Raw genomic sequence first — 12,840 nt, 5'->3', positions numbered from 1 at the left:
CGAGGGGCACGCCCGCGCTCACCGTCGCGCGCACGACGTCGAGCAGGTGCGCCGTGCCGCCGGCGATCGCGTCGCCGTCGGCGAGCCGGGCGACGCCGCCCGCCACGCGGACCGCCATCGGGCCGAGCTGGTAGGTGCCGTCGGGCATGCCCGCTGCCGCCATGGCGTCGGTGACGAGGGCGACCGAGCCCGGTCCGACCATCGCGAACACCGAGCGCACCGTCGCTGGCGCCAGGTGCACGTCGTCGGCCACCAGCTCCACGACGGCGGCCCCGCGGGCGGCCGCCGCGAGGCAGGCGGCGACGGGCCCTGGATCGCGGTGGTGCAGGGGACGCATGCCGTTGAACAGGTGCGTGACGGTCGGCCGGGCGGACCGGCTCCCGGGAGACGCGAGGGCCTCGACCGCCTGTGCCAGCCCCGCCTCGACCAGCTCCGCCGGCGCGTCGGTGTGCCCGAACGAGGGCACGGCTCCCACCGCGGCCAGCGCGCCGACGGCCGACTCGCACTCGGGCGCCGAGTTCGCGGCCCGGGCCGTCAGGACGCCCGGGACCTCGGGCGCCACCGTCATGGTCGCGAGGTGGCCGCGCGCCGTCTCGGCGACCGCCCGCACCAGGTCCGCGTCACCGGGCACCATGAGCCGGGGGTCCTGGGCGCCGCACCGGGCCGCCGACAGGAACGGGCCCTCGAGGTGGATGCCGGCCAGCTCGCCCGCGTCCGCGGCGTCCGCGAGCAGCGCCGTGCGCTCCAGCAGCGTCGCGGCGTCCGCCGTGACCAGCGAGGCGACCAGGCTGGTGGTGCCGTGCCGCAGGTGCTCGTGGGCGGCGGTCAGCACCTGCGCCGCGTCCGTCGCGTCCGGGAAGCTCGCTCCCCCGCCGCCGTGGCAGTGCAGGTCGACCAGGCCGGGCAGGATCGTGTGCACGGTGCGCACGCGGGCCCCCGGGGCCAGGACGTCGCCGGCCTGCGCCCACGGTCCGACCCACCCGAGCCGGTCGCCGGCGATGACGACGACGCCGTCCTCGAGCACGGCGTCGGGCAGCACGACCCGGCCGCGCAGCGCGAGCCGGGGGTCCTGCGGTTTCAGGGGTTCGGTCAGCGGCACGGTGGTCACGTCCTCAGTGTGTCGTGGTCACGGGGCGAGTCGCTCGACGACCCACGCACCGGCCTCGCGGCGGTACCGCAGCCGGTCGTGCAGGCGCGAGGCGCGGCCCTGCCACAGCTCGACCGTCACGGGCACGACGCGGAACCCGCCCCAGTGCGGCGGCACGGGCACCTCGGTGCCCGGGGGCCAACGCAGCGCGAGCTCGGCGAACCGGCCGTCGAGCTCGGCCCGGTCCGCGAGCACCGTCGACTGGGCGCTGGCCCACGCCGCGACCTGCGACTCGTGCGGACGGCTCGTGAAGTAGGCGGCGGTCTCGGCACGGTCGACCTCGTGCACGTCCCCGCGCACCACCACCTGCCGGTCCATCTCGAACCACGGGAAGGTCAGCGACGCCCGGGGGTTGTCCAGCATCTCCCGGCCCTTGCGCGAGCCGCGGTGCGTGAACAGGACGAAGCCCCGCTCGTCGACACCCTTGAGCAGCACGGTGCGGCTCGACGGGGTCCCGTCCGGCGCCGCCGTGGCGAGCACCATCGCGTTGGGCTCGGCCAGGCCCGCGGTGACGGCGTCGTCGAACCAGCGCAGGAACTGCGTCACGGGGTCGGGCGCGACGTCCGCCTCGTCGAGCCGGGAGCGCTCGTAGCTCCGGCGCAGCGCGGCGAGCCGGGCGCGCCGCTCGGCGTCGATCCGGCCGACCTCCGGCGCACCCTCCGGGCCGTCCATCGCCGGCCCGTCAGAACAGCCGCGCGGCGACGTCGTCCATGCCGCGCAGCGCCTCGTAGTCGAGCACCAGGCACGCGATGCCGCGGTCGCGGGCGAGCACGCGCGCCTGCGGCTTGATCTCCTGGGCGGCGAAGACGCCGCGCACGGGGGTCAGGTGGGGGTCCCGGTTGAGCAGCTCGAGGTAGCGCGTGAGCTGCTCGACGCCGTCGATGTCGCCCCGCCGCTTGATCTCGACCGCCACGGTGCCGCCCGAGGCGTCGCGCGCGAGGATGTCGACCGGGCCGATCGCCGTCGGGTACTCGCGCCGGACCAGCACGTGGCCCTCGCCCAGGACGTGGATCTGCTCCGCGAGCAGGGCCTGCAGGTGGGCCTCGACGCCGTCCTTGACCAGGCCCGGGTCCACCCCGAGGTCGTGCGCCGAGTCGTGCAGGATCTCGTGCAGCTCGATCTCGAGCCGGTCGTCGGACTTGGTGTGCTGCACGTGCCAGACCTGCGTGACGCCGCGCGCGGCCGCCTCCTCGTCCGGCGCGACGACGGCGAGCGAGCACGGCGGGCTCATCCAGTTGAGCGGCTTGTACGACCCGCCGTCGGAGTGCAGCAGCACGCTGCCGTCGGCCTTGACCACGAGCAGGCGCGTGGCGAGCGGCAGGTGCGCCGAGAGCCGGCCGGTGTAGCGGGCCGCGCACGACGCGACGACGAGACGCATCAGATCACCCTCCCCACCGGTCGCGGGCCGGACTCGAGCCAGGACACCAGGCCGGCGCACGCGGGCGCCGAGATCAGCAGCTGGAACCGCTCACCCTCGTGCTCGCAGTGCAGCAGCAGCTGCTGCTGACCGAGGTCGTCGACGGCGTCGAGCGGCACGCGCTCCACCAGGGTCAGCGTCGCACGGGACCATGCGCGGGCGGGGCGGGGCGCCAGCGACAGGGTCCGCCACCAGGACAGCTGTGTCGCCCCGTACTGCGCCGTTCCCGCGACCCACCCACGCCCGTCCTCGCCCCGCACCAGGCACGGGAACGAGCCGACCCGTCGCGACAGCGTGCGCTGCCGCGACAGGTACAGCCCGACGGGCACGGCCGCGACGAGCAGGAGCGCACAGACGCCGAGCAGCGCGCCGAGCAGCTCCACCGCGGGCGTGCCTCAGCGGCCCGTCGCGGAGCCGGCCTCGGTGTCCTCGGCCGTGTCCACCACGACGGTCACCCGGTCGGTGTCGACGGACAGGAAGCCCGAGTCGATGCGCACCGCGCGGACCGCGCCCTCGACCGAGGTGATCCGGACCGTGCCGGGCCGCAGCACCGTGAGCACGGGCGAGTGCCCGGGCAGGATGCCGATCTCACCGTCGGCCGCCGGGGCGCTGACCATGCGGGCCTCGCCCGACCAGACGCTCCGGTCGGCCGCGACGAGGTCGACGTCGAGGCTGGCCACGTCAGCCGATCTCCTTCTGGATGCGGGCCCAGTTGCGCTCGAGGTCCTCGAGGCCACCGATGTTGAAGAACGCCTGCTCCGCGACGTGGTCGAACTCGCCGTCGGCGATCTTCGTGAAGGCCTCGATCGTCTCGCTCAGCGGCACGGTCGAGCCGGGCACGTTGGTGAACTGCGTCGCCATGTACGTGTTCTGCGAGAGGAACTGCTGGACGCGGCGTGCGCGCGAGACGACGACCTTGTCCTCCTCCGAGAGCTCGTCGACGCCGAGGATCGCGATGATGTCCTGGAGCTCCTTGTTGCGCTGCAGGATCTGCTTGACCCGGACGGCGGCGTCGTAGTGCGCCTGGCCGACGTAGCGCGGGTCCAGGATGCGCGAGGTCGACGCGAGCGGGTCGACGGCCGGGTACAGGCCGCGCGACGCGATCTCGCGGGAGAGCTCGGTCGTCGCGTCGAGGTGCGCGAACGTCGTCGCGGGCGCCGGGTCGGTGTAGTCGTCGGCGGGGACGTAGATCGCCTGGAGCGACGTGATCGAGTGACCACGCGTCGACGTGATGCGCTCCTGCAGCTGACCCATCTCGTCCGCGAGGTTCGGCTGGTAGCCGACGGCCGACGGCATGCGGCCGAGCAGCGTCGAGACCTCGGAGCCGGCCTGCGTGAAGCGGAAGATGTTGTCGATGAAGAGCAGCACGTCCTGCTTCTGCACGTCGCGGAAGTACTCCGCCATCGTCAGGGCGGACAGCGCGACGCGCAGGCGCGTGCCCGGCGGCTCGTCCATCTGGCCGAACACGAGGGCCGTCTGCTTGATGACCCCCGACTCGGTCATCTCCTCGATGAGGTCGTTGCCCTCACGCGTGCGCTCGCCCACGCCGGCGAACACGGAGACGCCGTTGTGGTTGTTGGCGACGCGGTAGATCATCTCCTGGATCAGGACCGTCTTGCCGACGCCGGCACCGCCGAACAGGCCGATCTTCCCGCCCTGGACGTACGGGGTGAGCAGGTCGATGACCTTGATGCCCGTCTCGAACATCTGCGTCTTCGACTCGAGCTGGTCGAAGGCCGGGGGCTTGCGGTGGATGGGCCAGCGCTCGGTGATCTCGATCCGCTCGCCCTCCTTGGCGTTGAGGACCTCACCGGTCACGTCGAAGACGTGGCCCTTGGTCACGTCGCCCACGGGCACGCTGATGGGGGCGCCGGTGTCACGCACGACCGCGCCGCGGACGAGGCCGTCGGTCGGCTTGAGCGCGACGGCACGCACGAGCGAGTCGCCGAGGTGCTGGGCGACCTCGAGCCGCAGCGTGCTCGTGCCCTGGCCCGCGGCCGAGAGGTCGATCTCGACCTCGAGCAGGTTGTACATCTCCGGGATGGCGTCGGTCGGGAACTCGATGTCGACGACCGGGCCGATCACCCGGGCGACCCGACCCGTGCCGCTCCCGCCCGTGGCGGACGCCGCGGTGTCGGTCGTGGTGGCAGTCATGTCTCTCTCGCTTCGCTCGACCGGGAGCGGGCCCCGGTGGGTTGGTGCGTGTACGTGCATTGTGACCCGGCGTCGCCGGGTCGGTGCTCAGGGCCTACGAGGCCAGCGCGTCGGCGCCGGACACGATCTCGCTGATCTCCTGGGTGATCTCCGACTGGCGGGCCTGGTTGGCGAGCCGGGTGAAGGTGCGGATGATCTCCTCGGCGTTCTCCGTCGCGGTGTGCATCGCCCGCTGCCGGGACGCCAGCTCCGAGGCCGCCGCCTGCAGCAGGAAGCTGTAGATGCGGCTCTGGATGTACCGCGGCAGGAGGGCGTCGAGGACCTCCTCCGGGGAGGGCTCGAACTCGTAGAGCGGCAGAGGCTCGTCCCCCGGCTCGGCCACGCCCTCGACGACCTCGAGCGGGAGCATCCGCACCACGCGCGGGGTCTGCGTCACCATGTTGACGAACTGCGTGTAGACCACGTGCAGCTCGGCGACGCCGCCGTCGGACTCCTCCGAGAGGAAGGCGCTGAGCAGCGTGTCCGCGATCTCCTGCGCCGTCTCGGCCGTCGGCGCGTCGGACGCCCCGGTCCACTGGGCCGCGATCTCGCGGTTGCGGAACGAGTAGTACGACACCGCACGGCGGCCCGTGACGTACAGGACCACCTCCCGCCCCTCGTCCGTGAGCTGCTGGATGAGCCGCTCGGCCTCGCGGATGACGGACGCCGAGTAGGCGCCTGCCATGCCGCGGTCGGACGTCATCAGGAGCACCGCGACGCGCTTGACGTCGGGACGCTCCGTGGTGAGCGGGTGGTCCACGCCCGCGTGGGTCGCGACGGCCGATACCGCCCGGGTCAGCGCCCGGGCGTACGGCGTCGCGGCGGACACGCGTGCGCGGGCCTTGCCGATGCGCGAGGCGGCGATGAGCTCCATCGCGCGGAAGATCTTCTTCAGCGACTGGGTCGACCGGATCCGCTGCCGGTAGACGCGCTGCTGACCGGCCACCTCAGCCCCGCTTCTGCTTGACGATCTGCTCCTGCTCGATGTCCGCCTCGAGGTCGCCATTGATGGGCGTGTCGACCACGGGCGCGCCCTTGCCCGCCTGGAAGCCGGCGGCGAACTCGTCGATCGCGGCGGCGAGCGCGGCCTCCGTCTCGTCGCTCAGCTGCCCCGTCTCGCGGATCGTGGTCAGGACGTCACCGTTGCGGCGCAGGTGGTCGAGCATCTCCCGCTCGAACCGGCGCACGTCGGACAGCGCGACGGAGTCGAGCTTGCCCTTGGTACCGGCCCAGATGGACGCGACCTGCTCCTCGACCGGGTACGGCGAGTACTGGGGCTGCTTGAGCAGCTCCATGAGGCGCGCGCCACGCGTCAGCTGCTGGCGCGAGGCGGCGTCGAGGTCGGACGCGAACATCGCGAACGCCTCGAGCGAGCGGTACTGGGCGAGGTCGATCTTGAGGGTGCCGGAGACCTTCTTCATCGCCTTGACCTGCGCCGCGCCACCGACGCGGGACACCGAGATACCGACGTCGACAGCGGGCCGCTGGTCCGCGTTGAACAGGTCCGACTGGAGGAAGATCTGGCCGTCGGTGATCGAGATGACGTTGGTCGGGATGTAGGCCGAGACGTCGTTGGCCTTGGTCTCGATCATCGGCAGACCGGTCATCGAGCCGGCACCCAGCTCGTCGCTGAGCTTGGCGCAGCGCTCGAGCAGACGGGAGTGCAGGTAGAAGACGTCACCGGGGTACGCCTCGCGGCCCGGCGGGCGGCGCAGCAGGAGCGAGACCGCGCGGTACGCCTCGGCCTGCTTCGACAGGTCGTCGAAGATGATCAGGACGTGCTTGCCGTCGTACATCCAGTGCTGGCCGATGGCCGAGCCGGTGTACGGGGCGAGGTACTTGAAGCCGGCCGGGTCGGACGCGGGGGCCGCGACGATCGTCGTGTACTCCATCGCGCCTGCGTCCTCGAGCGCGCCGCGGACGGACGCGATGGTCGAGCCCTTCTGGCCGATCGCGACGTAGATGCAGCGGACCTGCTTGTTGGGGTCGCCGGACTCCCAGTTGGCCTTCTGGTTGATGATCGTGTCGATCGCGATCGCCGTCTTGCCGGTCTGGCGGTCACCGATGATCAGCTGACGCTGGCCACGGCCGATCGGGATCATCGCGTCGATGGCCTTGAGCCCGGTCTGCAGCGGCTCGTGCACGCTCTTGCGCGCCATGACGCCGGGCGCCTGGAGCTCGAGCGCGCGGCGACCCTCGGTCGCCACGTCGCCGAGACCGTCGATGGGCTTGCCGAGCGGGTCGACGACCCGGCCGAGGTAGCCGTCGCCCACGGGCACGGACAGGACCTCGCCGGTGCGCCGGACCGTCTGGCCCTCCTCGACGCCGGTGAACTCGCCGAGGACGACGACGCCGATCTCGCGGACGTCGAGGCTGAGCGCGAGCCCGAGCGTGCCGTCCTCGAACTCGAGCAGCTCGTTCGCCATCGCGCCCGGGAGGCCCTCGACCTGCGCGATGCCGTCGCCGGCCAGCGTGACGCGCCCGACCTCTTCGCGAACCGCACCCTGGGGCTCGTAGGACTTCACGAAGCTGTCCAGAGCGGCCCGGATCTCCTCGGGCCTGATCGTCAGCTCAGCCATGGTCTCTCTCCTGTCGTTGACCCCCTGTGGGGTCGTCTACGTCCTGCGTGGGCCGCGGGCGGCCCGTGGGGGTCAGCCGGCGAGCCGGCGTCGTGCGTCGTCGAGGCGGGCGAGCACCGTGGAGTCGACGACCTCGTCGCCGACCTGGACCCGCATGCCGCCGATGACCTGGGGGTCCACGGAGACGTTGAGCTGCACGGGACGCCCGTAGGCGCGCTCGAGCAGCCCGGAGAGCCGCTCCGTCTGAGCGACCGTCGGCGGGACCGCGACGAAGACCGCCGCGACCAGCCGCTGGCGGCGTCGTGCGGCGAGCCGCCCGACGAGCCCGAGCAGCACCGTGACGGACCGGCCGCGTGGTGCGACCGCGAGCCGCTCGACCGCCTGGAGCGTCTGCGCGGAGACCTTGCCGCCGAGGAGCTGTCGCACGAGCGCGCCGCGGGCGCGCGGCGCCGCCGCCCGCTCCGTGAGCGCCCGTCGCAGGTCGCGCTGACCGACGAGCGCGCGCTCGAAGCGGAACAGCTCGTCCTCGACCTGCTCCAGCCGGCCCTCCGCCTGCGCCGACGCGAGCAGCGCGTCGAACGCGGCCTCCTCGAGCGCGTCGACGAGGTCCGACTCGGCCGACCACCGGGCGCGCGCGAAGGCCGCGACGGCCTCCACCACGCGCTCGTCGACCTTGCCGCGCAGGAGACCCTGCACGAGCGCGGCCTTGTCGTCGGCCTGCCGTGACGGGTCGCTCAGCGCACGCCGCAGCGAGCCGGACGAGTCCAGCGCGTCCACGACGGCGAACAGCTGCGCGCCGAGCGCCGACGCGTCCGTCCCCGCAGCCCGCAGCACCGGCTCGAAGCCGGTCGCCACGCGCTGCGCCGACGAGGCACTCGTCCCGCGCATCAGCTGTCCTGGACCCGGGAGGCCGACGCCGTGGCGCCTGCGACCGTGCTGGCCTCGAGGTCGTCGAGGAAGCGGTCCACGACGCGCGTCTGGCGCGCCGAGTCGGCGAGGGACTCGCCGACGATGCGCGAGGCGAGCTCGGTCGCGAGCGTGCCGATCTCGGCGCGCAGCGAGACCGCGGCCTGCTGGCGCTCGGCCTCGATCTGGCGCTGCGCGTTCTCGAGGATCCGCGCCGCGTCGTCCGACGCCTTCTGCCGCAGCTCGGTGACGATCACGGTGCCCTCGGCGCGCGCGTCCTCACGGATGCGCGCGGCCTCCGCACGCGCCTCGGCCAGCTGTCGCTGGTACTCGGCGAGCGCCTCGGCCGCCTCGGCCTGAGCGTTCTCGGCGCGGGCGAGCCCGCCCTCGATCTTCTCGGTGCGCTCGTCCAGGATCGCCGTGAACTTCGGCAGGACGAGCTTGTAGAAGCCGAACGCGATGATCGCGGTCGCGACGAGGGACCAGATGATGTCGTAGTCGGCGGGGATGAGGAGGTTGATCCCCTCGACCTCCTCGCCGGGCTCGGCGGCGAGCAGCGTCGCCGCCTCGAGGACCGCCTTCATCAGAAGAGGAAGCCGGTGACCAGGCCGAGCAGCGCGAGCACCTCGACGAAGGCGACACCGATGAACATCGTCGTCCGGAGCTGGCCGGCGACCTCGGGCTGGCGGGCGATGCCCTCGAGCGCCTTGCCGATGAGGATGCCGAGGCCGATGCCCGGGCCCAGCGTGCCGAGGCCGTAGCCGATGGTCGCGACGTTACCGGTGACCTCGGCGAGCGTGGTGGTGTCCACTAGGGGTGTTCCTTCCGTGAGGCGCCCGGTGGCCCGGGCGTCGTGTCGGTACCCACGCGCTGACGGCGGGGGCTCGTGGGGGTGGGGCTCAGTGCTCTTCCTCGACGGCCATGTTCAGGTACACGGCGGCGAGGAGGGCGAAGATGTAGGCCTGCAGGGCGGCGACCAGGATCTCGAAGAGGGTGAAGGCCACCCCCGCGGCGAGCGACATGGCCGAGAAGGCCTTCATCGCGCCGGACGCCTCGAAGAGGAAGAAGTGCGTGGCACCGAAGCAGAGCACGAGGATGAGGTGCCCGGCGATCATGTTGGCCGTGAGTCGCAGCGCCAGCGTGGCCGGCCGGAAGACGAACACCTGGAGCGCCTCGATCGGCGTCACGAGGACGTACAGGAACGGCGGCAGCCCCGGCGGGAACAGGTTGTTCTTCAGGTACCCGCCGACGCCGAACTTCCGGACACCGACCGCGAGGTACATGACGTAGACCCACGCGGCCAGGACGAGCGGCATCCCGATGAGCGACGTGCTCGCGATGTTGAGGAAGGGCACGACACCGGTGAGGTTCATCGCCAGCACGGCGAAGAAGATCGTCGTCAGCATCGGCAGGAAGCGGCGGGCGTTGTGGCCCAGCGTCTCCTCGGCGATGTTGACGCGCACGAAGTCGAGGAGCATCTCCGCGACGTTCTGGCCCCGGCCCGGCACGAGCTTCGCGCGGCGCGCGGCGAGCACGAACACGGCGACCAGGACGGCCGTGACGACCAGCCGGACGAGGATGATGCGGTTCATCTCGAAGGGCGTGCCCTCGAAGAGGAACGAGGCCGGGAAGAACTCGGCGATCGACGGCGGGTGGAACCCGCCGCCCTCACCGGAGGCGGCGAGCAGCGGGTTCGTCGCGACGGTGAACAGGGCGCACTCCCCGGGTCTCGGGTGCAACGGGAACTCGCTGTGCGGGCACGCCGTCGGACCAGGTCTTGGCTTGGATCGTGGGAATCCTAACGCATAGGGACCTCGGTCCCGGCCGCCGTCCAGCGTTTGTGCAGCGGCTCACAAGGACCGGTCCGGCTCCCCGCCGTCCTCGCCGCCGCGGTCCTCGCGCGCGGCGTCCACGTACGGCACGCGGCCGCGCGTCACGGCGCGGTAGTCCAGGAAGACCGAGCCCAGGACCCCCACGAGCACGACGACGACCAGCACCGTCCGGTCGTAGAACGTCAGGTCGTCCAGCACCGCGAACAGCGCGACGAGGACGACCATCTTGACGAGCCAGGCGCCGAGGATGACCGCGCCCGTGGTGGTGACCGAGGACTGCGTCGTGCGCATGACGCTGACGACCGTGGTGCCGCTGAAGACGAGGGCGACGAGGACGCCGATCAGGGCCCCCCACGCGCCCGCGGCGCCGGCGACGGCGGCGCCGACCGCGATGCCGACCACCGCGAGCACGCCGACCAGCACCAGCATGTCCCGCAGCGCACGCCGCAGGACGGCGCGCACCGGGTCGTCGGCGGAGGGCTGGGGGCCGGGCACGGCGGTCATGGTGCTCCTCGTGAGGGGGTCGTGCGGCGGACCTTGCCGCGCAGCGGGCCCAGGGTCAGGGCGAGCGCGAGCAGGACGCCCGCGCCGAGGGAGATGAGGACGGTCCTGGTGGTCCACACGGCCAGGCCCGCCGCACCGAAGGCGAAGACGGCCGTCCACAGGTACATGATGACGACGGCGCGCCGGTGCGAGTGCCCGAGCTGCAGGAGCCGGTGGTGCAGGTGGAGCCGGTCCGCGTGGAACGGGGAGCGTCCCGCCCCCACCCGGCGGACCACGGCCAGGCCCATGTCGAGCAGGGGCAGCAGCAGCACCGCCACGGGCAGCGCGATCGGCAGGAAGGCCGGGATCGCCTGGCGGTCGGAGACCACGCCCGGGTCGATCTTCCCGGTGACGACGATGGCCGCTGCCGCGATCGTCAGGCCGATGAGCATCGAGCCGGAGTCGCCCATGAAGATGCGCGCGGGATGGAAGTTGTGCGGCAGGAACCCGACGCACACGCCCACCAGGACCGCCACCACCAGGCTCGCGAGGTTCGAGTAGTCGTCCGCGCTGATGTCGCGGGTCAGCAGGTAGGTGTAGGCGAAGAAGCCGGCCCCGCCGATCGCGATGAGCCCTGCCGCGAGCCCGTCGAGGCCGTCGACGAAGTTCACGGCGTTGATCGCGACCACGACCACGAGGATGGTCACGGCGAGCGAGAGGTAGCTCGACCCGATCGTCCGGCCACCGATCGGCAGGGAGTACAGCTGGACCCCGCCCTGCCAGGCCATGAAGCCGGCGGCGAGCACCTGCCCCGCGAGCTTCGTCATCCAGTCGAGGTCCCAGATGTCGTCCGCCATGCCGAGCAGGCAGACCAGGGTGGCCCCGCCGAGGATCGCCCAGGCCTGGTGGGAGTCCTCGAAGACGCGCGCGAGGAACGGCATGCGCGAGGCGAGGAGCAGCGCCACCGCCATGCCGAGGAGCATCGCGAGCCCGCCCATGCGGGGCGTCGGCGTCGCGTGCACGTCGCGGTCGCGCACGGCCGTGATGGCGCCCGAGCGCAGCGCCACCCACCGGGCGAGCGGCGTCGTCAGGTACGTCACGGCGGCCGCCACGAGCATGACGAGCAGGTAGACCCTCACGCGGCGGGACCCGCCTCCGGGCCGGCGACGTCCGCCACCTCCCGCAGCGCGTCGAGCGGGACCGCCCCGGTCCGCACGACGCGCAGTGGTCCCGTCGCGTCGACGATCGTCGAGGCGACGCCCCCGGGCGCGACGCCGCCGTCGAGGTACACCCCGACCGCGTCGCCGAGCTGCTCGAGCGCGTCCTGGGCGGTGGTGGCCGCCGGGTGCCCGGTCCGGTTGGCGCTCGAGACCGCCAGCGGGCCGGTCCGGCGCAGCAGCGCGAGGGCCGCCGGGTGGTCGGGCATGCGGACGGCCACGGTGCCCCGCGTCTCCCCCAGGTCCCACGCGAGCGAGGGCTGCGCGCGGCAGATCACCGTCAGACCGCCCGGCCAGAACGCCGCGACGAGCGCCCGCACGTCGTCGCTCACGTCGGCGCACAGGCCGTCGATCGTGCGTACGTCCGGCACCAGCACGGGCGGCGGCATCTGCCGGCCCCGGCCCTTGGCGGCGAGCAGCGCGGCGACCGCGGGCGGCGAGAACGCGTCCGCCCCGATGCCGTAGACGGTGTCGGTCGGCAGGACGACCAGGCCGCCGCGCGTGACGACGTGGACCGCCTCGTCGACCGACGGGCCCCACGTCGCGGGGTCGGTGCAGTCCAGGACAGCGCTCACGGCCGTGAGTCTCCCACGTCGCCCGGCGCGCCCGCGGTGCCGCGGCGCGTCGCGACGACCATCCGGTCCCGGCCGGCGAGGTCCGGCAGGGTCCGCACGTCGGCGAACCGCTCCCCTGCGGCGACGACGGCCCGCGCCGCGTCCGCCTGGACCTCCGCGTGCTCCATGACCAGGATCCCGCCGGGCCGCAGGAGCCGGGCGGCGGCGGCCACCACGCCGCGCGGCACCTCCAGGCCGTCCCGCCCGAGCCCGTAGAGGGCGACGCCGGGGTCGTGGTCGCGCACCTCGGGGTCGAGCGGCACCGCGTCGGGCGGGATGTACGGCGGGTTGGAGACGACGACGTCGAGCATGCCGTCGAGCTCGCGCAGCGCGGTCCGCGCGTCGCCGCGCACCAGCCGCACGCGCGCACCCGCCGCGAGGGCGGCGACGTTGCGCTGCGCCCACGCGTGGGCGGCGGCGTCGAGCTCCACCGCGTGGACCTCGGCGCCGGG

The 12,840-nt window shown here is 73.1% G+C and carries 16 protein-coding genes; all 16 read right to left on the bottom strand.

What is annotated here, in order from left to right:
- The coding region (locus IDM29_RS10255) for an amidohydrolase family protein (protein WP_309232714.1) at nt 1-1,108 on the bottom strand (1,108 nt) is incomplete at its 3' end.
- A gap of 18 nt (nt 1,109-1,126) precedes the next feature.
- Complete coding sequence (gene pdxH, locus IDM29_RS10250; protein ID WP_182111643.1) at nt 1,127-1,819, bottom strand: pyridoxamine 5'-phosphate oxidase; 693 nt, start codon at nt 1,817-1,819, stop codon at nt 1,127-1,129.
- 10 nt (nt 1,820-1,829) lie between these two features.
- The gene (gene nucS / locus IDM29_RS10245) at nt 1,830-2,525 is read right to left on the bottom strand and encodes an endonuclease NucS (protein ID WP_188037486.1); all 696 of its coding nucleotides are present in this window, start codon (nt 2,523-2,525) and stop codon (nt 1,830-1,832) included.
- The gene (locus IDM29_RS10240; protein WP_182111645.1) at nt 2,525-2,947 is read right to left on the bottom strand and encodes a DUF2550 domain-containing protein; all 423 of its coding nucleotides are present in this window, start codon (nt 2,945-2,947) and stop codon (nt 2,525-2,527) included. The genes nucS and IDM29_RS10240 overlap by 1 nt, the downstream gene beginning before the upstream one ends.
- Nucleotides 2,948-2,959: 12 nt before the next feature.
- A complete protein-coding gene (locus tag IDM29_RS10235) occupies nt 2,960-3,244 on the bottom strand; it encodes a F0F1 ATP synthase subunit epsilon (RefSeq protein ID WP_182111646.1) in 285 nt (94 codons plus the stop codon).
- Nucleotide 3,245: 1 nt separating this feature from the next.
- A complete protein-coding gene (atpD, locus tag IDM29_RS10230; RefSeq protein ID WP_182111647.1) occupies nt 3,246-4,718 on the bottom strand; it encodes a F0F1 ATP synthase subunit beta in 1,473 nt (490 codons plus the stop codon).
- Between the two features lie 94 nt (nt 4,719-4,812).
- Nucleotides 4,813-5,703, bottom strand: a complete 891-nt coding sequence (locus IDM29_RS10225; RefSeq protein ID WP_188037485.1) for a F0F1 ATP synthase subunit gamma — start codon at nt 5,701-5,703, stop codon at nt 4,813-4,815.
- Between the two features lies 1 nt (nt 5,704).
- Nucleotides 5,705-7,336, bottom strand: coding sequence for a F0F1 ATP synthase subunit alpha (gene atpA, locus IDM29_RS10220; protein WP_188037484.1), 1,632 nt, complete (start codon nt 7,334-7,336; stop codon nt 5,705-5,707).
- Between the two features lie 72 nt (nt 7,337-7,408).
- Nucleotides 7,409-8,224: a F0F1 ATP synthase subunit delta gene (locus tag IDM29_RS10215; RefSeq protein WP_182111650.1), complete on the bottom strand. Its 816-nt coding sequence runs from the start codon at nt 8,222-8,224 to the stop codon at nt 7,409-7,411.
- Complete coding sequence (locus IDM29_RS10210; protein ID WP_182111651.1) at nt 8,224-8,826, bottom strand: F0F1 ATP synthase subunit B; 603 nt, start codon at nt 8,824-8,826, stop codon at nt 8,224-8,226. Before IDM29_RS10210 ends, IDM29_RS10215 begins: the two co-directional genes overlap by 1 nt.
- Nucleotides 8,826-9,053 carry an ATP synthase F0 subunit C gene (gene atpE / locus IDM29_RS10205; protein WP_182111652.1) on the bottom strand — a complete coding sequence of 76 codons (228 nt, stop codon included), beginning with the start codon at nt 9,051-9,053 and terminating at the stop codon, nt 8,826-8,828. Before atpE ends, IDM29_RS10210 begins: the two co-directional genes overlap by 1 nt.
- Nucleotides 9,054-9,141: 88 nt before the next feature.
- Nucleotides 9,142-9,981, bottom strand: coding sequence for a F0F1 ATP synthase subunit A (atpB, locus tag IDM29_RS10200; protein ID WP_255491576.1), 840 nt, complete (start codon nt 9,979-9,981; stop codon nt 9,142-9,144).
- Between the two features lie 111 nt (nt 9,982-10,092).
- Entirely contained in the window at nt 10,093-10,578 is a 486-nt protein-coding gene (locus IDM29_RS10195) for a hypothetical protein (protein ID WP_182111653.1), read from the bottom strand.
- Complete coding sequence (locus IDM29_RS10190) at nt 10,575-11,696, bottom strand: MraY family glycosyltransferase (RefSeq protein WP_182111654.1); 1,122 nt, start codon at nt 11,694-11,696, stop codon at nt 10,575-10,577. The genes IDM29_RS10195 and IDM29_RS10190 overlap by 4 nt, the downstream gene beginning before the upstream one ends.
- On the bottom strand, nt 11,693-12,349 hold the full coding sequence (locus IDM29_RS10185; protein WP_188037483.1) for an L-threonylcarbamoyladenylate synthase: 657 nt from the start codon (nt 12,347-12,349) through the stop codon (nt 11,693-11,695). Before IDM29_RS10185 ends, IDM29_RS10190 begins: the two co-directional genes overlap by 4 nt.
- Nucleotides 12,346-12,840: N5-glutamine methyltransferase family protein (locus IDM29_RS10180; protein WP_375372403.1), on the bottom strand; the 495-nt coding region annotated here is incomplete at its 5' end. The genes IDM29_RS10185 and IDM29_RS10180, both read right to left, overlap by 4 nt.

The organism is Actinotalea sp. JY-7885 (assembly GCF_014525465.1).
Classification (GTDB): domain Bacteria; phylum Actinomycetota; class Actinomycetes; order Actinomycetales; family Cellulomonadaceae; genus Actinotalea.
Note: the sequence above shows the minus strand (reverse complement) of the source record. Positions and strands in the feature narration are given on the sequence as shown.